This window comes from Streptomyces hundungensis, from assembly GCF_003627815.1.
GTDB lineage: Bacteria > Actinomycetota > Actinomycetes > Streptomycetales > Streptomycetaceae > Streptomyces > Streptomyces hundungensis_A.
Window position 1 is genome coordinate 5604243 of sequence record NZ_CP032698.1, and the last position, 25639, is coordinate 5629881.

Below are 25639 nucleotides of genomic sequence, written 5' to 3' on the forward strand. Positions count from 1 at the left end.
GCGGCACCCCTCCATGGTCTCAGACCCGGTGGCCGAGGACCGGGGGCGTAGGACCACTCGCCTCCTCGGCTCCGCCGCAGCACAGTGGACGTATGAGCGCGGACCTGGCACTGAGGCGGGCCCTGGTGCGGGAGATCGCTGCGGGCGGAGCGCTCGCCGACCCGGCCTGGCGGGCCGCGTTCGAGGACGTGCCGCGCCACCTCTTCGTGCCGTACTACTACGAGAGCGCGAGCGGCGGGTACGTCCGGCTCTGGGGCGAGGACCCCGACCCGGCCCGGCGCGAGCGCTGGCTGACCGGGGCGTACGCGGACGCGCCGCTGGCGACCCGGATGCGCGACGGCGAGCTGCTCTCCTCCAGCAGCCAGCCCTCGCTGATGGCGCGCATGCTGGAGGCGCTCGACGTCCGCGACGGCGACCGGGTCCTGGAGGTCGGCGCGGGCACCGGTTACAACGCGGCGCTGCTGTGCCACCGGCTCGGCGAGGCACGGGTGACCACCGTCGATCTGGACCCCGAGATCACCGAATCGGCGCGGGCCCACCTGGAGGCGGCCGGCTACCACCCCGCCGTGATCACCGGGGACGGGGCGCGCGGGGCGCCCGCGCGGGCGCCCTTCGACAAGATCATGGCGACCTGCACGGTGGGCTCGGTGCCCCAGGACTGGCCGGCCCAGTGCCGCCCCGGCGCGCTGATCCTGGCCCCGCTGGCGACCGGCCTGATCCGCCTTGAGGTGACCGGCCCCGACCGGGCCGAGGGGCGCTTCCTGCACACCCCGGCCTACTTCGTGCCGCTGCGCGGTACGCGGTCGGGGGCCCGGCCGACCCCGCACACCGGCGGTCTGCCGCGCGAGAGCGTAGTGGACGAGCGGTTCCGCTTCCTGCTCGAACTGACCGCGGGCAGCCTCGACCCGTACGACGCGCACGCGCTCTGGCTCCGCGAGCAGCGGCCCCCGAGGGAGCGGTTCGGGGTGACGCTCCGGGGCGGCGCCCAGTGGGCGTGGCTGGACGATCCGCAGGGGCCCTACAGCTGGCCCCTGCGGGAACCGCCGGTTAGCCCCGGCGCACGGTGATCGTCGTCCAGGCGCCCACGTGCACCCGGTCGCCGTCCTGGAGCGGCACCGGCACGTAGGGCTGGATCGGCTCGCTGGCGCCGTTGACGGTGGTGCCGTTCGTCGAGTTCTGGTCGACGACCGCCCAGGTGCCGTCCGGCTGCTGCACCAGCACCGCGTGCTGGTGCGAGACGCCCGGGTCCTCCGGCGGCACCGACAGGTCGATGTCGGGTGCCTCGCCGGTGGAGTGGCGCCTGCGACCGATGGTGATCTGGTTGCCGGAGAGCGGGCGCTGCTGCTCGGGGGAGTACGCGGGCAGATTGAGCCCGGCCGCCTCCGGGCCGCTGCGCTGCATCATCGCCAGGAAGTAGTCCCGGTCCGGCCCGATGGTGATGGACCAGGCGGCCGGCGCGGGCGGCGTCACGGGCCGCGGCCACTCCTCGCCACCGCGCTCGGGTGCGGGGGGTGTCGCGGGGTGCGGCCAGTCGTCGCCGCCGCGCTCGGGTCCGGGGGGCGCCACGGGCTGCGGCCAGTCGTCGCCGCCGCGTTCCGGTGCGGGGGGCGCCACGGGCTGTGGCCACTCCTCGCCGCCGCGCTCGGGTGCGGGCGGGGTCACCGGCAGGGGCCAGTCGTCGTCGCCTGCGCGCTCGGGCGTCGCGGGGGCGCGGCCCGGGCCCTGGGCGGGCTGGGACGGCGGCGGCAGCATCCAGTCGTCGTCGGCCGGGGGCTGCTGGACCTGCGGCGGCGCCGGCGGCGTCGGCCGCTGGAAGGAGGGCGGCGGCGGGGGCGGGCCGCCCTGCGCGCCGTTGAAAGGCTGGGGCGGCTGCTGCTGGAACGGGTTCGGCGGCAGCTGCTGCCCGGGGCGCTGCGAGGGCTCGGCGGCGAGCGGCTCGGCGGCCCGGTTCACCTGGGAGGGCCGCGAGCTCTGGTACTCGTACGGGTCGCGGGGCGCCGGCGGCGGGCCCTGCTGGAAGGCGGGCGGCAGCTGCGGACCGGGGCCGGGCGCGGGGCCGGGGCCCGGTGGGGGCATCGGCTGCTGCGGGGCGAGCGGGGTGTACGAGGTCGCCGTGTTGGTCAGGAAGTTCCAGCGGCACTCCTCGCAGAACGGCGCACCCGGCTCGCGCGGGGTGCGGCACTGCGGGCAGAGCTCGGCCTGGGCGGTGGCGTTCGGATCCCCGGGGCCCGGATAGCCGTACGCGGGCGGAGGCGGGGGAGGCGGCGGCACGGCGCCCATGCGATGGCCGCAGATCTCGCACCAGTCGTCGGAACCCGACTGGTGTCCGTTCGGGCAGGTCGGCATGGAGTCGCTTCCCCCTCTCGTCATCCGGCCCGGCGGGCCGTGGCGTTGTGCTGGTGTAAAACGGACGTAGCTACTTCTTGTTCGCTTCTTGCTACTTCTTGACGCGAACGGTCTTGGTGGAGCGCGTTTCGAGGGTCATCTCGTCCGCTTCCGCGACCTTCGCCTTCAGTCGCACAGTACCCGTCGCCTCGTCGACGACGTCCACCACCTTCGCGAGCAGTTTCGCGGTATCGCCGTTGCCGGAGGCCGCGGCCAACTGCACCGCCCGGCCCAGCTTGGCCGTCGCACCGTCCACATCGCCCGACTTGCGCGCATCGAGGCCCTGTTGGATGACCTGGGCCAGTTCGGCCTGGCCCGTGTAGTGCGCGACCTGCGGGTTGATGGAGGTGGATGCCGCCATGTCGTCGGTCCACACCGCCCGCACCAGACCCTGCGAGAGCACCTGCGGGGCCCCGCCGTCGGAGCCGGGCACGATCAGCGAGACCCGGGCCGCCAGCATCTCCTGGCCGACATTGGCCCGCGGCACCTCGACGCAGACGTGGTAGTCGCGGGACTCGTCCCCCCAGGAACCGGTCGGATAGTCCCCGGCGCGCGGGCCCACCTCGGTGCGACGGGACGTCAACTCCTCAACGGTGGGCGCCACTTGCTTGACGAACTTGATCTCCACGCCGACCGGGGTCCACAGCCGCAGCGCCACGTCCGCGACCTCCTTGCCCATCGCGTGCTCCATCATCCGCGTGAAGTCCGCCGCCAGATTGGCCGGATCGGCGACGATGTCCGCGGTGCCGAGCAGTGCGGAGGCGATCGAGGTGACCTCCTTGACCTCCCAGTCGGTCCCGACGCCCCGGGCGTCACAGGTGAACCGCCCGGCGCAGGCCGCGAGGGCCGCGTGCAGATCCTCGGGCGACTCGTGTTCGTTGCGCCCGTCGGTGAGCAGGATGCCGTGCCGGATGGGAACGTCCGCGGCGCCGAGCAGCCGGTCCGCGAGCCGCAGCCAGGTGCCGATCGCGGTGCCGCCGCCCGCGCTCAGCTTGCGCAGGGCCTCCTTGGCCTGGGCGCGGGTGCGGCTGTCGGCGGTGGCGAGGCGGCCGTTGCCCGGGTAGACCTCGCGCGCGATGTGCGTACCGGCGACGACCGCGAAGCTCACCCCGTCGCGCAGGGTGTCGATGGCGGCGGCCGTCGCGTCCCGGGCGTTGCGCATCTTGGTCGGCGGGTAGTCCATCGAGCCCGAGCAGTCCACCATGATCACCACGGCCGCGGCGGGCGCCCGGCCCGGTATGGAGGACGGCGCGGCCGAAGCGGTGAGGGGGGCGCCGCCCAGGGTGCCGCCGCCGGTGGAGGCCACGGTGACGATCGCGTTGACCTCGCGGCCGCCCTCGGGCAGGAACTCGTTCTGGTACACCTCGACGGAGAACTGCGGCACGGTGGACTTGGAGAAGTTGGCCATCGAAAAGGCTCCTTGAGGCTCCATGGACTGGAAGTGAAGGAAGTCGAGCACGTGGCGCAATAGGGACGGTGGCCTAGTTGTAGGCGGATCCTGCCCCTTGCTGCTCCACCGCGAACGGCAGCACGGCCACTGTTACGTTGTCGTGGCCCCCACCGTCCAGGGCGTGCCCCACGAGCACCTGCGCACTGTGCAACGGCCGCCCGGCGGCGTCCGGGGGAAGGACGCGGGCCATCTCCTCGGCGGCCTCCGCGTAGTTCCACAGGCCGTCCGTGCAGACCACCACCACGCCGGGGCGGTCCGGCTTGAACGAGGCGGTGTGCGGGTCCAGTTCATAGGCGTCCGCGCCCAGCCACCCCGTGATGGCGTGGGCCCGCTCGTCGGCGTAGGCGTCGGCCTCGCTCATCAGGCGGGCCGCCACCATCTGCGCGGCCCACGAGTCGTCCTCGGTGAGCCGGGCCGGGGCGGCCGTACGGTCGTCGGGCACCCAGTAGGCGCGGCTGTCGCCGACCCAGCCCACCACGAGCAGACCGTTCGCCGAGACCGCCCCGACCAGCGTGCAGGCCGGCGCGTTCTGCTGGCGGTGCGCGTCGTGGCCGAGGGCCTGACCGGGCTCCTCGGCAAGGGAGTTGACGGCTTCGGCGGCGGCGAGGATCGCGTCGTGCATGGCCTGCTGGGGGTGGGTGCCCTGGGGCAGGGCCGCCAGCAGCGACTCGTTGGCGGCGGTGGCCGCCGCCGCGGACGCCTCGTCGGGGCGGGTCGCCGACGACACCCCGTCGCAGACGATCGCCACCACGGCGGGCGAGCCGTCGGGCAGCGCCGTCGAGGAGAGCGCGAAGGAGTCCTCGTTGCGGTGGTGGCGCAGCCCGCGGTCGCTGACCGCGCAGACCGAGCCGAGCTCCTGCTCCATGTGGTCGCGCTCGCGCGGCTGGGCGTGCCCGCAGTTCTCGCAGTACCCGTCGTCGTCGACCCGGCCGGCCCGGCAGGCCACGCACACCTTGGCGCCCGGCGCCGGGGGGCGGGCCACATGGGTGTCCGGGTCGGGCTCGGCGGCGCGCGGGTCGGGCGCGGGCAGCGGATACTCCTCGGCCCCGCCGGCGACGGCCGCTGGCGGCTCGTCCGTCCTTACGGGGTAGGGGAGTTGGGGCTCGCCGGGGCCGACGAGGGGCGAGGCCATCTCGATGGTGGGATGGTCCAGCGGCGGCTCGGGCACGGCCGACAGGTCGTACCCGCAGGCCCCGCAGAACAGGTCGCCCGTCTCCAGCGGCTCTTCGCAGCCGGGGCAGGCGGCGAGCTGATGCGTCTGCGACATCGTCACACCCAGGTCCGGGGGCGGAATCGGTTGGCCCGTTCCACCAGGTCGATCCTTTCCTCGCCACGCTGTGCGAGCCGGGCGAGCATCCGGTACGAACGTTCCAGACCGAAGCGCAGGCCCCGCTCGTCGACGTCGCTGCCGAGCAGTACGGTCCTTCCCTGCCCGGCGCCGGTGCTCCCCGACAGTACCCAGTCCAGGGCGGTGCCCAGCACCTCGGTGGTCAGCTGTTCACGGCGTACCGCGTCGAGTCCGAACGCGTCGAGCGCCTCGACCTGGGCCGCCGCCGCCAGCAGATCGTCGAGCAGCGGGTCCTGCGGGGACCTGCTGCGCAGCCGCGCCCGGACCGCCGCGACGCGCGCCGCCGTGTAGTGGATGGAGGCCTCCGGCACCGACTCCAGCGTCCGTACGGCGCTGGTGCGGTCCCCCGCGGCGAGCTGCACCCGGGCGAGGCCGAAGGCGGCACTGACGTAACTCGGGTCGGTCGCCCACACCAGGCGGTAGTACTCGGCGGCGTTGTCGAGCTGGCCCAGCACCTCCGCGCACACCCCGAGAGCCAGCTTGGGCGCGGGCTCGCCGGGGAACGCGTCGTAGATCGCGTCGAAGGACAGCGCCGCGTTCTCGTTGTCGCCGGCGGCCAGCGAGGCGAGCCCCCGGTACCAGACCACCCGCCAGTCGTCCGGGTGGTCGGCCTCCAGGGCGTCGAGGGCCTTGCCCGCCGAGACCCGCTCGTCCATGTCGAGTAGGGCCCGCAGCTCGCGCAGCCGGCGCTCGATGGAGTGGGCGGGCGCCGAACGCAGCGCGGTGATCAGCTCCGCGGGGGCCGCGGCCATCAGGCCCGCGAGGAACCCCGCGTTGGGGTCGCCCGGGTCCACGTGCGGAACCGGCAGCGCCAGCGCGGTGGTGCGCGGGTCGAGCCGGGCGAGCAGGGGCGCGCCGGGCCCGGAGCCGGTGGCGCCCTGACGCGGCACCGGAATGGCACCCTGCGTCGCCGGGTGGGACGCGCCGGGGGTGTGCGGCGCGAGGGCAGGCGCCGGAGGCGCGCCCACCGGGACGGCGGCCCGCGCCGGGTCCGGCGTCAGGGCGGCGGCCGGGGCCCGGCCCGCGGCGAGCGCCCTGCGGGCGCGTCTGCCCACCGGCGCCGCACGCGACCCGAGCCGCGAGACGTCCCCCTGGTGCTCGGCGAACAACTTGGTGTCGGTGACGCGCAGTTCGGTGCCGAACAGGGTCGACAGGGCGGGCCGGGGGCGGCCCGTCTGGAGCGCCACCACCTCGCGCAGCACACCCGTCAACTGCTCCGCCATCTCCTGCGCGGAGGCGAAGCGGCGCGCCGGGTCCGGGTCGGTGGCCCGCACCAGGAACCGGTAGAACGACTCGTAGGTGCGGAACACGTCGATGGTGTCGGGGTCGGGCAGGCTGTCCGCGTAGACGTTGGTGTAGCCCTGGAAGTCGAAGGTGAGCACGGCAAGGGTGCGGGCCACCGTGTACAGGTCGGAGGCGACCGAGGGGCCCGCCTCGGCGACCTCGGGCGCCTGGTAGCCGACCGTGCCGTAGATCGCCGACTCGTCGTCGTCCATGCGGCGCACCGCGCCCATGTCGATCAGCTTCAGCTGGTCCTCGGTCTGGATCGCGTTGTCGACCTTGAAGTCGCAGTACAGCAGGTTGCGGCTGTGCAGATGGCCGAGCGCCTCCAGCGCCTCGATGCCGTACGCGCAGGCCTGTTCCACGGGCAGCGGGTCGCGCTTGCCGACCGCCGTGCGCCGCTCGTTGGCTATCTCCTTCAGCGACTTGCCGCCGACGTACTCCATGACGATGTAGCCGTCGAGCGAGCCGGTCCGCTGGTCGAGGTGTTCCACGAAGTTGTAGATCCGCACGATGTTGGAGTGCTCGATCTCGGCGAGGAAGCGGCGCTCGGAGATGGCCGCGGCCATCGCGTCCTGGTCGCCGGTGTCGAGCAGGCCCTTGAGGACCACCCAGCGGTCGGAGACCGCGCGGTCCACGGCGAGGTACACCCAGCCGAGGCCGCCGTGGGCCAGACAGCCCACCACCTCGTACTGGCCGTGCACGATGTCGCCCGCGCGCAGCTTCGGCACGAAGGAGTAGGGATGGCCGCACTTGGTGCAGAAGCCCTCGGTGCGCCCGGGCCGGTCCCCGCGCGAACGGCCCACCTGCGCCCCGCAGTCCGAACGCGAACAGAACCGCTTGCGCTCGGGGACCTCGGGACGTTCCATCACCGCCGAGCGCGGGTCGGGGCGCGGCACCCCCGGCACCGACACCAGGCCCGCGCCCAGCCTGCTGCGCGCCGAGGAGTTGGCGGCCGAGCCCGAGCTGCGTACCGAGACCGAACGCGAGGTGGCGGCGCCGGACAGCGACGACAGCCGCCCGGAGACCGAACGCCGCGAGGTCGAGGACCGCGACGAGCGGGAACCGCGCGCGGAGGCGTGCGAGGACTGCGAGGCCGAGCGGTGGCCGCCGCCGGTGATGCCGGTCGGCGGCGACGACACCATGCCGGTCGGCGAGACGACGGGCGCGAGACCGCAGGTGTCGCAGTACAGCTCGCCGCCGCCCATGTCCTCGTACGAACCCGCGCAACCGGGGCGCTGGCACTGGGTGTTCTCGCTCACGAATCCCCCCTCTGGTCAACGGGCCCGGAGTCTCTAGGGACCAGGACGTCGGCTGCGGCCCGCTGGTAGCGCAGCACCGCCTCTTCGGCGACCCGCAGATCGCACGGCGCCGACCACAGCATCCGGCGGGCCGCGTCGTAGCGCTCGATCAGGAACGGGTCCTCGGCCATGCCGTGCCGGGCGACCTTCGCCTTGTACGCGTCGAGCCGGCCGCGCAGCTCCGCGCGGACCGCCAGCGGCGCGGTGACCGCGGTCAACGACTCGCGGGCGCGCAGGAGTTCGTTCTCGGCCTCCTGTTCCAGGGACTCCAGGAGCGGCGAGAGCCGGTGCCACTGGGAGTGCCTGCGGTACTCGGCGGCGGTGGCGAGCTGTTCCTGGAGCGCGATGGAGGGGCCGCTCACGGCGGGCACCTCACTGGCGGCGATCTTCGCGAGCACCTCGCCGCGCGCCGAGCGGGCCTCGGCCAGCGTGCGGTCCGCCCGCGACAGCACGTCGCGCAGCCTGATCAGGCGCTGCTCGGCGTCCTGACGGACCGTCAGCACCGCGTCGATCTCACGCCGTACGTCCTCCAGGGCGCGTGCCGCGCGGTCGTAGCGGCCGGTGTCGGGCCGGCCGCCGCCCGGCGCCGAGCTGCCCGGCGCGGGCACCCAGAACGCGAGCGGGTCGGCGATCACCTGGGCGCGCAGCTCGGCCAGTTCGGCCGTGATCGACTCCAGGTCGTCGCCCGAGGGGTGCTCGCCGGGCCGCACGCCCACCGAGTGCGCGAGCTGCCGGGTGCGGTGCAGCTCGGCGGCGAGGAGGTCTATCCGGGCGGGCAGCGCGGACCACACCGTGTCGGCGGCCACGACCAGGTCGAGCGAGCGCGCGTACAGCTCGTTCATCCGGTTGACCAGCTCGCCGAGCGTGAAGCGTTCGGTGAGCTTCGCGGGCCCGCCGGTCAGCGTCGGGGCGCTGTGCAGGGCGGCGCCCGACAGCGTCACGGACTCGCCGCGCAGCCGCTCGGTCAGCTCCGCCAGCTCCTCCCGCCCGGGCCAGCGCCGCCGCTCGCGCAGCTCGCGCGCCGCGTCCAGGGCCGCCGTGTACGCGTCGAAGTACGCCCACAGCAGGGTGATCGACTGCTCGGTGGCCGCCCAGCGCTCCTGGGTGACGCCGGTCAGGGCCGCGCCTTCCAGGAGCCGGCGCCCGGCGTGGTCCTGGAGGGCGAGCAGCGAGGTCTCGACGGCCTCGTGCTCCGCGTCGAGGCGCGCCAGGGCACGGTCCACCTCGTCCCGGTCCATGACCGGCCCCGGGGGTCCCCCGGTGGAGCTGGGGGAGGATCCCGCGCCCATCGATCACCTCTCCGCTCTGTGGTACGCCTGTGCCGTCAACTGGCTCATCCCGTCCGGTACTTGGGGGCGGGCGGCCCGGATATGCCGGGCAGGTCGGCGGCGAGCCACTTGTGGTACGCCGTCATCCACGGGCTGCCCGCACCGCCACCCCGGTAGTCCACCAGGACCTGGTTGATCCGGCGCACCAGGTCGGTGTTGCCGAGCTTGACGGCGGCGCCGTAGTACTCGGTGGTGAACGGGCTGCCCTTCAGCTGCACCGCCGGGTCCTGGGCGGCCTGTCCGGCGGCCAGCGCGTTGTCGGTGACGACCGCGTCCACCAGGTTCTGCTGGAGGCGCACCAGGCAGTCCAGCTGGTTGGGGACCGTGAAGTCCTGGTAGTCGGCGCCGTGCGCGTCGGCCTTGAGGGCGTCGAAGGCGGTGGAGCCGGCCGCCACACAGACCCGCTTGCCCTTGAGGGAGTCGTCGAAGCCGGTGATGGCGGACGCCTTGGGCGCCAGCACCTGCTGGCCCGCCTCGAAGTAGGCGGTGGAGAACGAGGCCTGCTTGATGCGGGAGCAGTTGACGGTCATCGTGCGCACCACGACGTCGACCGTGCCGTTCTGGAGTGCGGGGATGCGCTGGCTGGTGGGGATGGCCCGGTAGATCACCGCGTTCTCGTCGCCCAGGATGTTCTTCGCGATCGCCTTCACCAGGTCGATGTCGAAGCCTTCGAGGGTGCGGGTGGCGGGGTTGCGGTAGCCCCAGCGGAAGCTGTTCTGGTCGACGCCCGCGATCAGCTTGCCGCGCTGCTTGATGGCGTCGATGGTGGGGCCGTCCGCGCTCGACGCGGGCAGGCTCGCCTCAGGGTCCTTGCAGTCGTCGGCCTTGGCCCGCACGGCCCCGGCCGTGCCCGGACCCGCGAGGCCGGCCGCTGCCGCCTCGCCGCCGTGCCGGGTCAGCGGGATGAGCGCCCCGGCCGCGAGGGCGAGCGCGAGCGCCATGCCGGCCACCCCGCCCCAGCCGCGCAGCCGCCCGCCCGAGCCCCGCAGGGCGGGCCTGGCCCGCCCGGGTGTGTCGGTGCCGGGGGCGGCCGGGCGTGCCGGGTCCGCCGAGCTGTTCGCGCCGCTCATCGCGACCCCTCTCGCCCATCCGCCGCTGCTTGCGCGTCCGTTGCCGCTCTCCATGGCGCTCACCTGTACTCCGCGAGCCTGCGGCTGATGCCGACTCCGGCGGCCGCCGCCGCGAGCACCGCGAGCAGGGCCGCGCCCAGCGGCAGGCCCGTCAGGGCGCCGTGGCCGTCGGAGGCGGCCGTGGTGAACTGGCGCTGCTCGTGGGCGATCGCCGAGTCGAGCTCCTCGTCCACCTGGTCGAAGCACTCACCGGTGGAGCCCTTGGCGCCGAGGACCTGGGTCAGCGCGCCGTCGTAGTCACCGCTGTCGTCCGTCCTGCGGGCCGCCGTGTGGCGCTTCTGCCACTCCTCCATGTCGCCGACCGCCTTGGCCACCGGGCCCTTGCCCGCGTCGTCGTCGGCGAGGCTCCTTGCGGCGCCCAGCCTGCCCGACAGGGACGCCATCTCCTTGGTGAACTCCGCCTCGTACAGGTCCTTGCCCTCGGGGGTGAGGACCGCGCCGCGGGCCACCAGGGTCAGGTTCTCGTTGGCGCGGGCCTGGAGCGAGCTGATCCGGGCGTCGTTGAGGACCTTCAGGGACTCCTGGCCGTGCTCGCGCGAGGTGGACAGGTCGGAGGCGGCCACCGCGTGGCCCACCACCAGCCACAGCAGCACCACCGTGGAGGCCGCCGTCGCGGCGAGCAGACCGTGGTTGAACACCCGGTTGGTACGCAGGTAGTTGCGGCGCTGGACCCACACCAGGCCGCCCAGCGCCACGAGCCCGAGGACCGTCGAGGCGTACGGCCAGGTGTCCGCCTGGTCGTAGTCGTCGTACAGGCGCCCCGTCTCGGCCTCGTACAGCTTCTGGGCCGCGGGCAGCAGGCTGGTGCTCATCTTCTGGTTGGCGAACCGCAGATAGGCGCCGCCGACGGGGAAGCCCTGCCGGTTGTTGGCCCGCGCCTGCTCGACCAGGCCGTTGTAGAGCGGGAGTTGTTCGTTGAGGGTGGCTATCTGCTGGGCCGACTCGGCGGAGCCCCTGGTGTTCGCGGCGGCCTTCACCAGGAGGCGGGAGGCGGTCGCGATGTCCATGTCGTAACGCTTGCGCACGTCCAGCGGTTCCTGGCCGCCGGCCAGGAACCCGCTCGCGGCGGCCGTGTCGGCGTCGGCGAGCGAGCGGTAGATGGACGCCGCGTCCGCGCTCAGCGGCTGGCTGCGGCTCACCACGTCACCCGCCGCGGCCGAGCGGTCGGAGACCTCCCAGGCGGTGACGGCGCCGAAGGCGACCACGAGCACCGCCACGACCGTGCCGATGAGCCACAGCCGGCCCGGCTCGGTCGTCGCGGCGGCGCGCAGCTTCTCGCGCGCCCCGGCCAGGCCCCCGCGCGTGCCGGGTCGCGGCTGCGCCGCGGACCGGGTCGCGGACTCCCGCGCCCCCGGTTCGCGCACGTTCGGCAGATTCGCCACCTGACCTCCCCCTCGGTCGCTGCGTAGGCAGTATGGCCGCAGGGACCGACAACCATCCAGGGTTGTCTGGATCTTGTTACCTGCCGTTGTGCGCCCCTTGCCCCTGCCCCACGTCCCCACCATGTATACGCGGTGGCGATCCATTCGGTTCCCCCGAGGGCGGGGACGGCGCAAGCCGGGTCTAGCCGTACTGCCGGCGCAGCCGCGCGTAGGCCTCGGCGGGGGCCGACAGCGCGTCGAGGCCGAGCAGTCCCGCGCCGAGCACGGGCGAGGTGGTCACCACCAGCGGCTCCGCCTTGGGCGCCCGCGCTGCCAGCAACTCCCGTACGCGGCCGACCAGTTGGGGATGGCGGGCGGCGAGGACGCTGCCGCCGAGCAGTACCGGCGTCGCCACCTCCAGCAGGCCGAGCCGGTCGAGGGCGACCGTCGCCAGCGCCACGATCTCCTCGGCCTGCCGGTCGACGAGGGCGCGCGCCACAGCGTCCCCGGCCGCCGCGACCTCGAACAGCACCGGGCTCAGCTCGTGCCGGCGGGCCAGCGGGATCTTCTCCAGGTGCAGCGCCTCGATCAGCTCGTACATGGAACCGAGGCCGAAGTGGGCGGGCAGCGCGGCGGCGAGCGCGGTCGGCTCGCCGCGGCCGTCCTCGGCGCGCGCCGCGAAGAACAGGGCCTCCTCGGCGAGCCCGCCGCCCCCGCCCCAGTCGCCGGAGATCTTCCCGATCGCCGGGAAACGCGCGGTGCGCCCGTCCGGAGTCATGCCGACGCAGTTGATGCCCGCGCCGCACACCACCGCGACACCGCTCGGGCGCGCACCGCTGGGCAGCCCGGCGCGCAGGATCGCGAAGGTGTCGTTGTGGACCCGTACCGACTCCCCCCAGCCGCGCGCCTCCAGGGCGGCCGCCAACTCCCTTTCCTCGACCGGCAGATCGGCGTTGGCCAGACAGGCCGAGACGTGTTCGACGCGGAGCGGGCCGGGCTCGCGGGAGACGAGGTGGGCCTCCTCCACCGTGGTGGCCAGCATGTGCATGGCCACCTCGACGCCCACCGACGGCGGCCGGAAGCCGCCGCCCCGCGCGGTGCCCAGCACCGTGCCGTCCGCGCCGATCAGTGCCACGTCGGTCTTGCTGTTGCCGGCGTCGATCGCCAGCACACTCATGCCCACGCGAGGTGCTCCCGGTTGTGCGCGATCAGCCGGTCGGTGAGCCCGTCGGCGTAGTCGTACTGCCCGACCAGGGGGTGGGCGAGCAGCGCCCGGAACACCCGGTCGCGCCCGCCGCGCAGGGCGGCTTCGAGCGCGAGGTCCTCATAGGCGGTGACGTGGGCGATCAGCCCGGCGTACAGCGGGTCGAGCGCGGGCACCGCCAGCGGGACCGCGCCGCTGGCGTCGATGCGGGCCGGCACCTCGATGACGGCGTCGTCCGCGAGGAAGGGCAGCGTTCCGTTGTTGTACGCGTTGACGACCTGCACGGGGCTGCCCCCGTCGCCGAGCAGGGAGGCCGCGAGGTCGACGGCCGCCTCCGAGTAGAAGGCGCCGCCGCGCTTGGCGAGCAGCGCGGGCTTCTCGTCGAGCGCCGGGTCGCCGTACATGGTGAGCAACTCCCGCTCCATGGCGGCCACTTCGGCAGCCCGCGACGGCTTGGTGGCGAGCTCGCGCACCACCTCGTCGTGGGCGTAGTAGTAGCGGAGGTAGTAGGAGGGGATCACGCCGAGCCGGTCGAGCACCTGGCGGGGCAGGCGCAGTTCGTCGGCGACGGTGTCGCCGTGCTCGGCGAGCAGCTTCGGCAGGACGTTCTCGCCCGTGGGCCCGCCCAGGCGCACCCCGAGCTCCCAGGTGAGGTGGTTGAGGCCGACGTGGTCGAGGTGGACCTCGGCGGGCGTGACCTGGAGCAGGGCGGCGAACTTGCGCTGGAGCCCGATGGCCACGTTGCACAGGCCGACCGCCTTGTGGCCGGCCTGGAGCAGGGCCCGGGTCACGATGCCCACCGGATTGGTGAAGTCGATGATCCAGGCGTCCGGGTTGGCGCGGCGCACCCGCTCGGCGATGTCCAGGACGACCGGCACGGTGCGCAGCGCCTTGGCGAGGCCGCCCGCGCCGGTGGTCTCCTGGCCCACGCAGCCGCACTCCAGCGGCCACGTCTCGTCCTGCTGCCGGGCGGCCTGGCCGCCGACGCGCAGCTGGAGCAGGACGGCGTCCGCGCCCTCGACGCCCGCGTCCAGGTCGGAGGTGGTGACGATCTTCCCCGGGTGGCCCTGCTTGGCGAAGATCCGCCGGGCGAGGCCGCCGACCAGGTCGAGGCGGTCGGCGGCCGGGTCGACCAGGACGAGCTCACTGATGGGCAGCGTGTCCCGCAACCGGGCGAAGCCGTCGATGAGTTCGGGGGTGTAGGTGGACCCGCCCCCCACTACTGCGAGCTTCATTGAATCGATCAGCCCTTCACTCCGGTCAGCGTGACGCCCTCGACGAAGGCCTTCTGTGCGAAGAAGAAGACGAGGATCACGGGGGCCATGACCAGTACGGTCGCGGCCATGGTCAGGTTCCAGTCGGTATGGTGCGCGCCCTTGAAGGACTCCAGGCCGTAGCTCAGCGTCCAGGACGCCGGCGTGTCGGACGCGTAGATCTGCGGTCCGAAGTAGTCGTTCCAGGCGTAGAAGAACTGGAACAGCGCGACGGCGGCGATGCCGGGGCGCGCCATCGGCAGCACCACCTTGATCAGCGTCCTGAACTCCCCGCACCCGTCGACCTTGGCGGCGTCCAGGTACTCGTTGGGGATGGTCATCAGGAACTGGCGCAGCAGGAAGATGGTGAACGCGTCGCCGAACGCCAGCGGGATGATCAGTGGCCACAGCGTGCCGGACAGGTCCAGTTGCCGGGCCCAGAACAGATACATCGGAATGATGATCACCTGCGGCGGCAGCATCATCATCGAGATGACCAGCATCAGCGAGAGATTGCGGCCCCGGAAGCGGAACTTGGCGAGCGCGTACGCCACCGGGACGGACGACACCACGCTGAGCACGGTGCCCAGGCCCGCGTAGAGCAGGGTGTTGCGCCACCAGGTCAAGAACCCGGGCACCTCGAACACCGTGCGGTAGTTGGACCACGCCCAGTGGTGCGGGATCAGGTCACGGGTCAGGGTCTGCTGGTCGTCCATGAGCGAGGTGAGCAGCAGGAAGACGAAGGGCAGCACGAAGAAGAGCGCGGCCGCGACCCCGAGCGAGTGCACCGCGATCCACTGGAGCAGGGCCTTGCGCCGGGCCGTCCTGGCCGCCGGGGTGGCGGCGGGGGCCTCCGGTGCTTCCGGTGCCTTCGGCGTCTTCGGTGTCTCCACGGCGTAACTCATGTCACTCACCTGCCTGGATCAGACCGCCGCGCCGCTTCATGAGCAGCGCCGTGAAGGCCATGGAGAGGGCGAACAGGACGAGGGCGACCACGCACGCGGAGCCGTAGTCGAAACGCTGGAAGCCCAGGTTGTAGACGAGCTGCGGCAGGGTCAGCGTCGACTTGTCGGGATAGCCGGGCTCGAACGGCTGGCCCGAGTTGCCGATGACGCCGGAGGCCACCTTGCCCGCCACCAGCGGCTGGGTGTAGCTCTGCATCGCCTGGATGACGCCGGTGACCACGGCGAACATCACGATGGGCGAGATGTTCGGCAGGGTGACGTAGCGGAACTTGTGCCAGGCGCGCGCCCCGTCCAGATCGGCGGCCTCGTACTGCTCCTTGGGCACGTCGAGCAGCGCGGCCATGAAGATGACCATGAGGTCGCCGACGCCCCACACCGCGAGCAGCGTGAGCGCGGGCTTGGACCAGGACGGGTCGGTGAACCAGTCCGGCGCCGGGATGCCCAGGTCGCCGAGGAGCGAATTGACCGGCCCGGTACCGGGGTTGAGCAGAAAGACGAAGCCGAGGGTCGCGGCGACCGGCGGGGCGAGGTAGGGCAGGTAGAACAGGGTGCGGAAGACGCCCACCCCTGTCTTGATCTTGGTGATCAGCATGCCGATGCCGAGCCCGAACACCACCCGGCAGGCGACCATGACGACCACCAGCCACAGGGTGTTGCGCAGTGCCGGCCAGAACAGCGGGTAGTCGTTGAAGACGTACGACCAGTTCTTGAGGCCGCTGAAGGTGGCCGGGCTGAAGCCGTCGTAGTGGGTGAAGGAGAAGGAGACCGTGGAGATCAGCGGGTAGGCGAAGAAGACGCAGAACCCGATCAGCCAGGGCGACAGGAACGCCAGGGTGCGCAGCGCCGAGCGGCGGTGCTTGGCGCGCAGTGTGTACGGGGTGCTCATGGCCGGGCTACTTCGCCTGCGCGATCGCGGCGTCGATCTCCTGGGCGGTCCTGGCGAGCCCCGCCTTGATGTCGCCCTGCTTGCCGCTCTCCACGTCGTAGCCGAGGTTCTGGAGCGACACCAGGTACTGGCCGCCGTTGAAGGAGGCCGGGGTGGTGGTGGAGTTCGGGTTCTGCGCGATGTCCAGGAAGGTCTTGAAGCGCGGGTCGGCCGTCAGCTTCGGCGACTTGAGGGCGTCCAGGGTGGACGGCACGTTGTGGATGGCGTTGGCGAAGTCCACCACCGCGTCGGTGTCGGTGGTCAGGAACTTGACCAGCTCCCACCCGGCGTTCTGCTTCTTCGACGTCGCGGCGATGCCCGCGATGGTGCCGGTCAGATACCCCTTGCCGTGGGTGGCCTTCTGGCCGTCGGGCACGGGCAGCGGCGCCACCCCGATGTCGAACTTCGGCTTGGCGGCGAGCGCCATGCCGAGCCGCCACTCACCGTCCATCGCCATCGCGACCTGCCCGGTGTTGAACGGGTTGGTGTCGCCGTACTCCTCGCCGAAGGAGGCGCGGAACTTCTCCAGCTTGGTGAAGCCGCCGAGGCCGTCCACCAGTTGCTTCTGGAAGGCGAGGCCCTTCTCGAAGGCCGGGTCCTTGGCGATGTTCGACTTGCCGCTGGCGTCGAAGTACGTCGGCGACCACTGCGCGAGGTAGTGCTCGGTCGTCGTCTCGTAGCCGTGGTAGTTCGGCATGAAGCCGAGCTGCTCGTACGAGTCGCCCTTCGGCTTGGTCAGCAGCTTGGCGTCGGCCTCGAACTCCGACCAGGTGGTGGGCGGCCCGTCGATGCCGGCCGCCTTGAACGCGTCCTTGTTGTAGTACAGCGCGTAGGAATCACCGAGCAGCGGGAGCGTGCAGCGCTTGCCGTTGAACTGGGTGTACTCGTTCATCGTCTTGGGGAACGTCTTCGCCGGGTCGATGCCGTCCTTCTTCAGGAACGGCGCGAGGTCGACGAGGGCGTTGGATGAGCAGAACTTGCCGACGTTGTTGGTGGTGAACGACGACACCACGTCCGGGGAGTTGGAGCCGCCCGCGCGCAGCGCCTGGTTGATCTTGTCGTCGTTGATGCCGCCGACGACCTTGACGTGGATGTTGGGGTGCGCCTTCTGGAAGGCGTCCACGTCGGCCTGGATGGCGGCGGCCTCGCCGGGGGAGTTCCACCCGTGCCAGAAGGTGATCGTCGTGTCCTTGGACGCGTCGTCGGTCGCGCTGCTGCTCTGGCCCGTACACGCGGAGGCGAACAGGGCTATGGAGGCGGTCGCGGCCAGTACGGCGGCCGACTTCCGGCGGAATGCGGGCATGGCGGTGTCTCCCGGGGAGGGGGTGGAGGGGGTGGTGGGGCGGGGATGGTGGGGCGGGGCGGTTCAGCGGGTGGTGTCGAAGACCTCGTCGCGGGTGGTGGCGAGGGCGGCTTCCAACGCGCCCCGCAGAACGGGGAGTTGAGTCACCTCGCCGATGACGAGCCGGGGGCGGGAGGCGGCCAGCTCGCCCAGCTCGCTCTGGACGAGCGCGCGCAGCGGCTCGCCACCCGCGGTCAGCAGACCGCCGGAGAGCACGACGAGTTCGGGGTCGAGCACCGCGACGAGGGAGGCGAGGCCGGTGGCGAGCGCGGTGGCGAAGGCCTTCAGGAGAGCGTGCTCGGGGCCTTCGGCGGCTGCGGCGCCCCGGGTGATCAGGGCGGCGGCCACGTCGTTGAAGGGCCCCGCCGGAATGTCGGCGACGCCCAGTTCACGGGCCAGGCGCGGCACGGCCTGGCCGCCGGCCAGCTCCTGGAAACCGCCCGAGTTCGCCTTGGTGACATGCCGTACCAGGGGCGCGCCCGGCACCGGCAGGAAGCCGACCTCGCCCGCGCCGCCGGTGAAGCCGCGGTGCAGGCGGCCGCCGAGGACCAGGGCGGCGCCGAGCCCGCCCTCGTTCCACAGCAGTACGAAGTCCTCGTGCCCGCGGGCCGCGCCCAGGCGCTGCTCGGCGATGGCGGCGAGGTTGACGTCGTTCTCGTACTCGACCGGCATCGGCAGCGCCGCGGCCAGCTCGTCGAGGAGCGTGGGGGAGTGCCAGCCCGGCAGGTGGGAGGCGTAGCGCAGCCGGCCGGTGCCGGGGTCGAAGGCGCCCGGGGTGCCGATGACGGCCCGGTGGACGTCGGCCCGGGCGAGCCCGGCCGCCTTCACCGCCCCGTCCAGCGCGTCGGTGACCTGGCGCACCACGGAATCGGCGCGGCGTCCGGGGGTGGCGACCTCGAACTCCCCGACCACGCCGCCCGCCACGTCGGCGACGGCGGCGCGGATCCGCTGGGGCGTCACATCGAGGCCCGCCACGTGCGCCGCGCTCGCGTTCACCGCGTACAGCTGGGCGTTGGGGCCCGGGCGGCCCTCGGTCGTGCCGGTGGCGACGACCAGGCCGGCGGCCTCCAGACGGGCGAGCAACTGGGAGGCGGTCGGCTTGGAGAGCCCGGTGAGCTTGCCGATGCGGGTGCGCGAGAGCGGCCCGTGCTCCAGGAGCAGATCGAGCGCGGCGCGGTCGTTCATGGCGCGGAGTACGCGCGGAGTTCCCGGGGTAGTACCGGCCACGACGGATCCACCTCCCCCTTCGCTCTCTCCCACATCACTGTTAGGAAAGTTTCCTATTCGTTGGGAGGAACGTAGGGCGCCCGTCGGTGGCACGTCAATGGGAAGGGGACGCGGCTATCAAAGCGTTATCGGGAGGCGGGGTGAGGCACGGGGAGCGGGAGGAGGCGGGGAGAGGCGGCTGCCGCTACTTCGACAGGTTCGAACTCGCGCTGTTCGGGGCCGGGTTCGGGATCGGGGTCGTGGCCAGGGACTGCGGGGAGGTCGGGTTGGCCAGCGCCGAGGGGGCGGCGACGGCGGCGGACGGGTCGACGACCGGGGGCTCCTCCGCGAGCGGGAGCCCGCCCACGATGCGGATGCCCGCCGCGTCCAGCGCGATCTTGATGCGCCAGCGCAGCTCCCGCTCCACGCTGAGCGCCTTGCCCGGCATGGTCTTCGCCGAGACGCGGACCACCATCGAGTCCAGCAGCACCTCGTCGAGGCCGAGGATCTCCACCGGGCCCCACAGCCGCTCGTTCCACGGCTCGTCCTTCGCCAGGGACTCCGTCGCCTCGTTGATCACCGTACGCAGCCGCTCCAGGTCCTCACTCGCGCGGACCCGGACGTCCACCCCGGCCGTCGCCCAGCCCTGCGACAGGTTGCCGATGCGCTTGATCTCGCCGTTGCGGACGTACCAGATCTCACCGTCCGCGCCGCGCAGCTTCGTCACCCGCAGACCGACCTCGATCACCTCGCCGGAGGCGACCCCCGCGTCGATCGAGTCGCCCACCCCGTACTGGTCCTCAAGGATCATGAACACGCCGGACAGGAAGTCCGTGACCAGGTTGCGGGCGCCGAAACCGATCGCCACACCGGCCACACCCGCCGAGGCGAGCAGCGGCGCGAGGTCGATGTTGAGGACGCCCAGCACCATCAGGGCGGCCGTGCCCATGATGAGGAAGGACGCCACCGAACGCAGCACCGAGCCGATGGCCTCCGAGCGCTGGCGGCGCCGCTCCGCGTTCACGAGCAGCCCGCCGAGCGCGGTGCCCTCGACGGCCTGGGCGCTGCGGTTCATCCGGTCGATCAGCTTCGTCAGGGCCCGGCGGACCAGGACCCGCAGGACCGAGGCGATGACGATGATCAGGAGGATGCGGAATCCGACGTACAGCCACGTCGACCAGTTCTGCTCCACCCAGCCCGCCGCCTCGGTGGCCGACTTCTGGGCGTCCTGAAGGGTCGGGGGTGCGGTGGGCGGCGGCGATCCGTCGGCCAGGACGGCGGACCAGTTCACGGCAGGAACCTCCAGCGTTGCGGTGCCGGCGAAGGCGATGGCAGACCCACCACACTAACGGGGCAAGCGGGGTGCCCCGTTGACGTGTTCGGGGGAGAGCGCCGCCACGCGGGGTAAAGAAGGCGGTGTGGTCGAAAACACTTCGAGCCCGTTACCCGGACGTGGTGGCGCTTCGACCAGCCATGAGGAGAGACTGGAGAGCAGATCGTCCCGGCGCGAGCCACGCGCCGCCGGCGTAATAGGAGGCACCCGTGCCGCACGTCCTGGTCCTCAACGCGTCGTACGAGCCCCTCGGCGTCGTACCGCTCCGCCGCGCGCTCGTCCTCGTCCTCGAAAACAAGGCCGTCAGCCTCGAGGAGTCCGGCGCCTTCCTGCACAGCGCGACCCGTGCCGTCGCCGCCCCCAGTGTGGTCCGGCTCAAAAGATTCGTGCGGGTCCCCTACCGGGGGCCCGTTCCGCTGACCCGCCGTGCCCTGTTCGCCCGGGACGGCGGTCGCTGCATGTACTGCGGTGGCGTCGCAACCAGCGTCGACCACGTCATCCCGCGCAGCCGCGGCGGCCAGCACGCCTGGGAGAACGTGGTCGCCGCCTGCCGGCGCTGCAACCACGTCAAGGCCGACCGCCACCTGATGGAGCTGGGGTGGCGCCTGCGCCACCAGCCCGCCCCGCCCACCGGCCTCGCCTGGCGGATCATCGGCACCGGGCACCGCGACCCACGCTGGCTGCCCTACCTCCAACCCTTCGGCGCGGACGACGCCCTGGCCCGGATCGACGGCATCTCCGCCTGACGCGATCCGGGCCTCTTCGTCCCGCCCGGCGACGCGATGGGTGACGGGCCCGTCACCCATCCGCCGAAGGCGTCGGTGCCACGGGCCGATGTGTCTGGTATGTCTGGTGTGATGGACTCGGTACGAGCTTGTGTGCGGCGGTACGTCTGGCGGGCTGTTCGCTGGGTAGGGCATCCCTGTTCCTGCCCCCCATCGAACCTGGAGGCCTCCGTGGTCGCCACCGCGCCCGAGCAGCCGCTGACCAGCGAACCCCCGATGGCCGACGCCGAGCCCCTCATCAGCGAACCCCCCATGGGCGAGACCGCCCCGCTGACCAGCGAGCCGACACCGGTCGCCGCTGCCGCGGGGTTCTGACGCCATGACGCTGGCCCGGCTCGCCGCCCGGCACGGCGTGGCCATGTCGTACTCCCCGTCGCCGGGCCTCACCGTCACCGTGCCCGAGGCCACGGTGGTCGCCGTCCTCGCGGCGCTCGGCGTCGACGCCTCGACGCCCGCCGCGGTGCACCGGGCCCTGGCCGACGCCGAGGCCGCCGACCTGACCCGGCTGCTGCCCCCCACTCTGGTACGCCGCGGCGACGGAACGGTGCCGGGCCTCGGCGACGAGCTGACGGTCATCGGAACGCCGGTGGCCCAACTCCCGCTGGGCGTCCACCAGTTGGACGTACGCCACCGGGACGGCCGCACCGCGACCGCGACGCTGATCGTCGCGCCCCCGGCCGTGCCGGGGCCCCCCGGCCGCACCCACGGCTTCCTCGTCCAGCTCTACTCGCTGCTGTCCACCCGCTCCTGGGGCATGGGCGACCTCGGGGACCTCGCCGAACTCGCCGCCTGGTCAGGCCGCACCCTCGGCTCCGGATTCGTGCAGGTCAACCCGTTGCACGCGGCGGTGCCCGGAGCGCCGACCGACCCGTCGCCCTACCGGCCGTCCTCGCGCCGCTTCCCGGACCCCGTCCATCTGCGCGTCGAGAACATCCCCGAGTACGCCCACGTCACCGAGCGCGCCGCACTCGACGAGCTGACCGAACGCGCCGCGGGACTGCGCCAACGGGTGCTGTCCAAGGGCGAGTTGATCGACCGGGATGCCGTGTGGGAGGTCAAGCGCGAGGCCCTCGAACTCGTGCACCGGGTGCCGCTCGGGCCCGGCCGCCGCGCCGCCTACTGCGACTTCCTCGCCGAGCAGGGCCAGGCCCTGGAGGACCACGCCACCTGGTGCGCGCTCGTCGAGCGGTACGGGCCGCACTGGCGGCGCTGGCCCGAGGGGCTGCGCGATCCCCGGTCCGCCGCCACCTCCCGCGCCCGGCGCGAACTCATCGACCGCGTCACCTTCCACTCCTGGCTCGCCTGGCTGACCGACACCCAGCTCGCCGCGGCCCAGCGCGCCGCCCGCGAGGCCGGCATGCCGGTCGGCGTCGTCCACGACCTCGCGGTCGGCGTCCACCCCGAGGGCGCCGACGCCTGGGCGCAGCAGGACGCGTTCGCACCCGGCATGTCCATCGGGGCGCCCCCCGACGCCTTCAACGCGCACGGCCAGGACTGGGGCCTGCCGCCCTGGCGCCCCGACGTGCTCGCCGCCCGCGGCTACGCCCCCTACCGGGACCTGCTCCAGGGCCTGCTGCGCCATGCGGGCGCCCTGCGCATCGACCATGTGATGGGCCTGTTCCGGCTGTGGTGGGTGCCCGAGGGGCATCCGCCCACCGACGGCACGTACGTCCACTACGACGCCGAGGCGATGCTCGCCGTCCTCGCCCTGGAGGCGCACCGGGCGGGCGCCGTCGTAATAGGGGAGGACCTCGGCACGGTCGAGCCCGGCGTGCGCGAGGCCCTCGCAGCGCGGGAGGTGCTCGGCACCTCGGTCCTCTGGTTCGAACGCGACTGGGCCGGCGACGGGCGTCCGCTCGCCCCCGAGGCCTGGCGGTCCGGCTGTCTGGCCACCGCCACCACCCACGACCTGCCCTCCACCGCGGCCCGCCTCACCGGCGAACACGTCCAGCTCCGCCACCGCCTCGGGCTGCTCACCGGCCCGCTCGCCCAGGAGCAGGGCGCGGCCCGCGCGGAGGTCACCGAGTGGCTCGGCCACCTCGAACGCCTCGGCCTGCTCCCGGACGCCCCCGGCGACGAGGAGGCCGAGATCCGCGCCGTCCACCGCTTCCTGCTGCGCACCCCGGCGCGCATGGTCGGGGTGTGGCTGCCCGACGCGGTCGGCGACCGCCGGCCGCAGAACCTCCCCGGCACCTGGGACCAGTACCCCAACTGGCGCCTGCCGGTGGCCGGGCCCGACGCGGGGCCCCTCACCCTGGAGGCGATCGTGGCCTCGCCCCGGCTGCATGCGCTGATGCGGGTGTTCGCGGGGGAGCCCTGAGGGGGGCGCCGGTGGGGGCGGGGCCCGTACGGCACCCCCGGGCGCGCGGGCCGCGCGGGCGTTCGCTACGTTTGCACCGTGGACAAGAAGAACGCCCTGCGCGCCGGCGCCGTAGCAGCCGGTACGACGCTGATGATGCTGCTCATGTCGTCCCCGGCGCTTGCGCTTACGCGCGATGACGGTGATGACCCGGGGGCCGGTCTGAGCGTGATCGACACGATCGGTCTGTTCGTGGTCGCGCCGATCGCCCTGTTCGCGATCATTGCCGGCCTGGTCATGGTCCTGGACAAGTCCCGAAAGCCCGCCCCCAAGGCGTAGCCCGCCCGGCCCCCAACCCGTTCCGCGCCCCCGGTAAGCGGAACGGGCGTCGGCGTTTTCCCACCCACCCGCCCGTGACGGGCATTGAAGGGTTCGGCCCCTGGGGCTCCGCCCCAGACCCCGTTCGCGCCTTAAGGGCGCTCGTCCTCAATCGCCGGACGGGCTGTAGGTGCTGGCCAGCGCCGAGCATTTAAGGGGCGCGGGGAACTGCGCGCCCAGCCACGCACGACCCGCAGCCGAAAACGGGTCTTGGGGGCGCGGGGAACTGCGCGAGAAGCGGGCACGGTCCGCACGTGACCGGGCTTTTAGGGGCGCGGGGAACTGCGCGAGAAGCGGGCACGGTCCGCAGGTGCGAGCGGGTTTAGGGGCGCGGGGAACTGCGCGACCAGCCCCGCGCGGCGCGCAGGCGGAAGGGGCGTCAAAGCGCGGCCAGCAACTTTCTCAGCAGGGTGGAGAGTTGGGTCGACTCCGGCTCCGTCAGGCCCGCCCGCAGCACCTCCGCCTGCACCGCCAACCCCGCCGCCGCGGACTCGTCCACCAACCGCAACCCCCGCTCCGTCAGCGTCACCCGAAGCCCCCGCCGATCCGTGGGGTCGGGGCTGCGGGCCAACAGCCCGGCCCGCTCCAGCTTGTCGAGGCGTCCCGTCATGCCCCCCGTCGTGAGCATCAGCGTCGCCGAGAGCTGCCGGGGCGACAGCGTGTACGGCTCGCCCGAGCGCCGTAGCGTCGCGATGACGTCGAACTCGCCGCGCCCGATGCCGAACCGCGCGTACTCCTTCTCCATCCGGTCGCCCATCGCCCGCGCGATGCGGTAGATCCGTCCGAACACGGCCATCGGCAGCGTTTCGAGGTCCGGGCGGACCGCCGCCCACTGCGCGGTGATCGCGTCCACGGCGTCCGAGGAGACCTCGGCCGGCGGGGGCGTCGGGGGCACGGGAGTGCTCTGGGGCGGATTCATGGGTTCCAGTATCCGAGCGGGGTCGGTCGGGCGCAAGAAAGTTGCTTGACGGAAAGTAGCTTAGAGGTAAGCTACTTTGCGCCAAGCGAAAGGCCCGCGCCACCACCACCGCCTCGCCCCGGAGTCCCCATGCGCACGTTCCGCAGCCGCACCCGTACCCGCACCCCGCGCATACCCGGAGAACGCCGCATGCTCGTCGCCATGGCGGTCGACGCGACCGGCTCGGGGATGTACGTGCCGTTCAGCCTGGTCTTCTTCCACCACGTCACCGGACTCTCGTTCGCCACCGTGGGCCTGGTCCTCACCGTCGTCGGCCTGCTCGGGCTCGGCGCGCTACCGATCGCGGGGGCGGCCGTCGACCGGTACGGGGCCCAGCGCGTCCAGCTCCTGTTGTACGGGGTGCGCGGCACGGGCTTCCTGCTCTACCCCTTCGCCCACTCACTGCCCGCCTTCGCCGTCGTCGCGCTCGCCACCGCCTTCGGCGAGCGGGCCTTCCCCGCCGTGCAGCAGTCCCTGATCGGCGAGGTCGCCCAGGGCGCGGACGGCGACCGGCTCCAGGCCTCCTCGCGCGCCCTGCGCAACGGCGGCCTCGGCGCGGGCTCGCTGCTCGCCTCGCTCATCGTCGGGTTCGGCGGGAACGCCGGGTTCACCGCGGCGGCCTGGCTCAACGCGGCCAGCTTCGTGCTCGCCGCCCTCCTGATGCGGGGCGTCAAGGCCGAACGGCGGGCCCCCGTCGCGGCCGAGGTCCTCCCGTCCGCCGGCTACCGCCAGGTCTTCGCCGACCGGCCCTTCCTCGGACTCACCGCCGCCAACTTCCTCAACTCCCTTGGCTACGCCGCGCTTTCGGTGCTCTTCCCGCTGTACATCACCACCTGGCTGCGCGGACCCCAGGCCCTCACCGGCATCGCGTTCACGCTCAACACCGTGATGTGCGCGGCCGGCGGGGTCGTGGTCGCCGCCCGGGTCCGCTCCCGCGGCGCCCGCCGCACCCGCTCCGCAGCCCTCGGCTCGGTCCTCTTCGCCGCCGCGTTCGCCGCACAGATCGTGCTCGGTACGTTCCGGCCCGGCTCGGGGCTCGTGCTCGCCGGGGCGCTGCTGCTCATCGTCGCGCTCTACACCCTGGGCGAACTCGTCCACAGCCCGTCGGCGGGCGCGCTGTCCGTCGCCGCCGCGCCCGAGGCGCTGCGCGGGCGCTACCTCGCGGCGTACCAGCTCTCCTGGTCGCTGTCCGCGGCCCTCGCACCCTCGCTCTTCACCGCCCTGATGGCGGTCGACGGCCGGCTGCCCTGGGGGGTGCTGGTCGTCACCTCACTGGTGGCGGCGGCGATCGTGGTGCGCCTGGAGCGGGTGCTGCCGGGCGGTGCGGTGCGGGTCATTCCCGCCGGGAGGGGGGTGCGGGTCGCTGTCGCCACCGGCTGAATCCCTCCCCCTCCAGACCCACCCCGG

Annotated in this window: 21 protein-coding genes; 6 read left to right on the forward strand and 15 right to left on the reverse strand. The window is 73.0% G+C overall.

Going from position 1 to position 25639, the window contains the following annotated elements:
* The first annotated feature begins 92 nt into the window (after window positions 1-92).
* Entirely contained in the window at window positions 93-1067 is a 975-nt protein-coding gene (locus DWB77_RS24890) for a methyltransferase domain-containing protein (protein ID WP_120723351.1), read from the forward strand.
* On the opposite strand, the gene DWB77_RS24895 is transcribed toward DWB77_RS24890, so the two are convergent.
* From DWB77_RS24895 to DWB77_RS24960, 14 genes are all read right to left on the reverse strand, one after another.
* Window positions 1048-2346 carry an FHA domain-containing protein gene (locus DWB77_RS24895; protein WP_120723352.1) on the reverse strand — a complete coding sequence of 433 codons (1299 nt, stop codon included), beginning with the start codon at window positions 2344-2346 and terminating at the stop codon, window positions 1048-1050. The two genes, DWB77_RS24890 and DWB77_RS24895, sit on opposite strands and share 20 nt — an antisense overlap.
* Window positions 2347-2437: 91 nt before the next feature.
* Window positions 2438-3793 carry a vWA domain-containing protein gene (locus DWB77_RS24900; RefSeq protein WP_120723353.1) on the reverse strand — a complete coding sequence of 452 codons (1356 nt, stop codon included), beginning with the start codon at window positions 3791-3793 and terminating at the stop codon, window positions 2438-2440.
* A 73-nt stretch (window positions 3794-3866) separates the two neighbouring features.
* Window positions 3867-5108 (reverse strand): PP2C family protein-serine/threonine phosphatase, encoded by a 1242-nt coding sequence (locus tag DWB77_RS24905; protein WP_120723354.1) that lies wholly within the window; start codon window positions 5106-5108, stop codon window positions 3867-3869.
* Window positions 5105-7672, reverse strand: a complete 2568-nt coding sequence (locus DWB77_RS24910) for a serine/threonine-protein kinase (RefSeq protein WP_120728214.1) — start codon at window positions 7670-7672, stop codon at window positions 5105-5107. The genes DWB77_RS24905 and DWB77_RS24910 overlap by 4 nt, the downstream gene beginning before the upstream one ends.
* A gap of 50 nt (window positions 7673-7722) precedes the next feature.
* The gene (locus DWB77_RS24915) at window positions 7723-9003 is read right to left on the reverse strand and encodes a hypothetical protein (RefSeq protein WP_120723355.1); all 1281 of its coding nucleotides are present in this window, start codon (window positions 9001-9003) and stop codon (window positions 7723-7725) included.
* Between the two features lie 95 nt (window positions 9004-9098).
* Window positions 9099-10163: a glutamate ABC transporter substrate-binding protein gene (locus tag DWB77_RS24920; protein ID WP_120723356.1), complete on the reverse strand. Its 1065-nt coding sequence runs from the start codon at window positions 10161-10163 to the stop codon at window positions 9099-9101.
* Window positions 10164-10222: 59 nt separating this feature from the next.
* A complete protein-coding gene (locus DWB77_RS24925; protein ID WP_428985149.1) occupies window positions 10223-11605 on the reverse strand; it encodes a hypothetical protein in 1383 nt (460 codons plus the stop codon).
* Window positions 11606-11786: 181 nt separating this feature from the next.
* A complete protein-coding gene (locus DWB77_RS24930; RefSeq protein ID WP_120728218.1) occupies window positions 11787-12761 on the reverse strand; it encodes an N-acetylglucosamine kinase in 975 nt (324 codons plus the stop codon).
* Window positions 12758-14023, reverse strand: coding sequence for a 6-phospho-beta-glucosidase (locus DWB77_RS24935; protein WP_120723357.1), 1266 nt, complete (start codon window positions 14021-14023; stop codon window positions 12758-12760). Before DWB77_RS24935 ends, DWB77_RS24930 begins: the two co-directional genes overlap by 4 nt.
* Before the next feature lie 8 nt (window positions 14024-14031).
* Entirely contained in the window at window positions 14032-14946 is a 915-nt protein-coding gene (locus DWB77_RS24940) for a carbohydrate ABC transporter permease (protein ID WP_120723358.1), read from the reverse strand.
* Between the two features lies 1 nt (window position 14947).
* Window positions 14948-15892 carry a carbohydrate ABC transporter permease gene (locus DWB77_RS24945; RefSeq protein WP_120723359.1) on the reverse strand — a complete coding sequence of 315 codons (945 nt, stop codon included), beginning with the start codon at window positions 15890-15892 and terminating at the stop codon, window positions 14948-14950.
* Window positions 15893-15899: 7 nt separating this feature from the next.
* Window positions 15900-17234 carry an ABC transporter substrate-binding protein gene (locus tag DWB77_RS24950; RefSeq protein ID WP_120723360.1) on the reverse strand — a complete coding sequence of 445 codons (1335 nt, stop codon included), beginning with the start codon at window positions 17232-17234 and terminating at the stop codon, window positions 15900-15902.
* Window positions 17235-17297: 63 nt separating this feature from the next.
* Window positions 17298-18500 (reverse strand): ROK family transcriptional regulator, encoded by a 1203-nt coding sequence (locus tag DWB77_RS24955; RefSeq protein ID WP_120723361.1) that lies wholly within the window; start codon window positions 18498-18500, stop codon window positions 17298-17300.
* A 184-nt stretch (window positions 18501-18684) separates the two neighbouring features.
* On the reverse strand, window positions 18685-19770 hold the full coding sequence (locus tag DWB77_RS24960) for a mechanosensitive ion channel family protein (RefSeq protein ID WP_120723362.1): 1086 nt from the start codon (window positions 19768-19770) through the stop codon (window positions 18685-18687).
* A gap of 251 nt (window positions 19771-20021) precedes the next feature.
* Here DWB77_RS24960 and DWB77_RS24965 point away from each other — a divergent pair, with 251 nt between their 5' ends.
* From DWB77_RS24965 to DWB77_RS24975, 4 genes are all read left to right on the forward strand, one after another.
* Window positions 20022-20558 carry an HNH endonuclease gene (locus DWB77_RS24965; RefSeq protein ID WP_120723363.1) on the forward strand — a complete coding sequence of 179 codons (537 nt, stop codon included), beginning with the start codon at window positions 20022-20024 and terminating at the stop codon, window positions 20556-20558.
* A 210-nt stretch (window positions 20559-20768) separates the two neighbouring features.
* Window positions 20769-20912 (forward strand): hypothetical protein, encoded by a 144-nt coding sequence (locus DWB77_RS37960; RefSeq protein ID WP_162952284.1) that lies wholly within the window; start codon window positions 20769-20771, stop codon window positions 20910-20912.
* Between the two features lie 4 nt (window positions 20913-20916).
* Complete coding sequence (malQ, locus tag DWB77_RS24970) at window positions 20917-22917, forward strand: 4-alpha-glucanotransferase (protein WP_120723364.1); 2001 nt, start codon at window positions 20917-20919, stop codon at window positions 22915-22917.
* A 78-nt stretch (window positions 22918-22995) separates the two neighbouring features.
* Window positions 22996-23235 (forward strand): hypothetical protein, encoded by a 240-nt coding sequence (locus tag DWB77_RS24975; RefSeq protein ID WP_120723365.1) that lies wholly within the window; start codon window positions 22996-22998, stop codon window positions 23233-23235.
* 418 nt (window positions 23236-23653) lie between these two features.
* Here DWB77_RS24975 and DWB77_RS24980 read toward each other — a convergent pair whose 3' ends face one another.
* A complete protein-coding gene (locus tag DWB77_RS24980) occupies window positions 23654-24193 on the reverse strand; it encodes a MarR family winged helix-turn-helix transcriptional regulator (protein WP_120723366.1) in 540 nt (179 codons plus the stop codon).
* Between the two features lie 129 nt (window positions 24194-24322).
* Here DWB77_RS24980 and DWB77_RS24985 point away from each other — a divergent pair, with 129 nt between their 5' ends.
* A complete protein-coding gene (locus DWB77_RS24985; RefSeq protein WP_120723367.1) occupies window positions 24323-25612 on the forward strand; it encodes an MFS transporter in 1290 nt (429 codons plus the stop codon).
* Window positions 25613-25639: the final 27 nt, after the last annotated feature.

Excerpts from the sequence above, each read along its gene's own strand:
- DWB77_RS24890 (WP_120723351.1), top strand. The coding sequence starts at position 93 with ATGAGCGCGGACCTGGCACTGAGGCGGGCCCTGGTGCGGGAGATCGCT.
- DWB77_RS24895 (WP_120723352.1), bottom strand. The coding sequence starts at position 2,346 with ATGCCGACCTGCCCGAACGGACACCAGTCGGGTTCCGACGACTGGTGC.
- DWB77_RS24900 (WP_120723353.1), bottom strand. The coding sequence starts at position 3,793 with ATGGCCAACTTCTCCAAGTCCACCGTGCCGCAGTTCTCCGTCGAGGTG.
- DWB77_RS24910 (WP_120728214.1), bottom strand. The coding sequence starts at position 7,672 with ATGGGCGGCGGCGAGCTGTACTGCGACACCTGCGGTCTCGCGCCCGTC.
- DWB77_RS24915 (WP_120723355.1), bottom strand. The coding sequence starts at position 9,003 with ATGGACCGGGACGAGGTGGACCGTGCCCTGGCGCGCCTCGACGCGGAG.
- DWB77_RS24920 (WP_120723356.1), bottom strand. The coding sequence starts at position 10,163 with ATGAGCGGCGCGAACAGCTCGGCGGACCCGGCACGCCCGGCCGCCCCC.
- DWB77_RS24930 (WP_120728218.1), bottom strand. The coding sequence starts at position 12,761 with ATGAGTGTGCTGGCGATCGACGCCGGCAACAGCAAGACCGACGTGGCA.
- DWB77_RS24935 (WP_120723357.1), bottom strand. The coding sequence starts at position 14,023 with ATGAAGCTCGCAGTAGTGGGGGGCGGGTCCACCTACACCCCCGAACTC.
- DWB77_RS24940 (WP_120723358.1), bottom strand. The coding sequence starts at position 14,946 with ATGAGTTACGCCGTGGAGACACCGAAGACGCCGAAGGCACCGGAAGCA.
- DWB77_RS24945 (WP_120723359.1), bottom strand. The coding sequence starts at position 15,892 with ATGAGCACCCCGTACACACTGCGCGCCAAGCACCGCCGCTCGGCGCTG.
- DWB77_RS24950 (WP_120723360.1), bottom strand. The coding sequence starts at position 17,234 with ATGCCCGCATTCCGCCGGAAGTCGGCCGCCGTACTGGCCGCGACCGCC.
- malQ (WP_120723364.1), top strand. The coding sequence starts at position 20,917 with ATGACGCTGGCCCGGCTCGCCGCCCGGCACGGCGTGGCCATGTCGTAC.
- DWB77_RS24980 (WP_120723366.1), bottom strand. The coding sequence starts at position 24,193 with ATGAATCCGCCCCAGAGCACTCCCGTGCCCCCGACGCCCCCGCCGGCC.
- DWB77_RS24985 (WP_120723367.1), top strand. The coding sequence starts at position 24,323 with ATGCGCACGTTCCGCAGCCGCACCCGTACCCGCACCCCGCGCATACCC.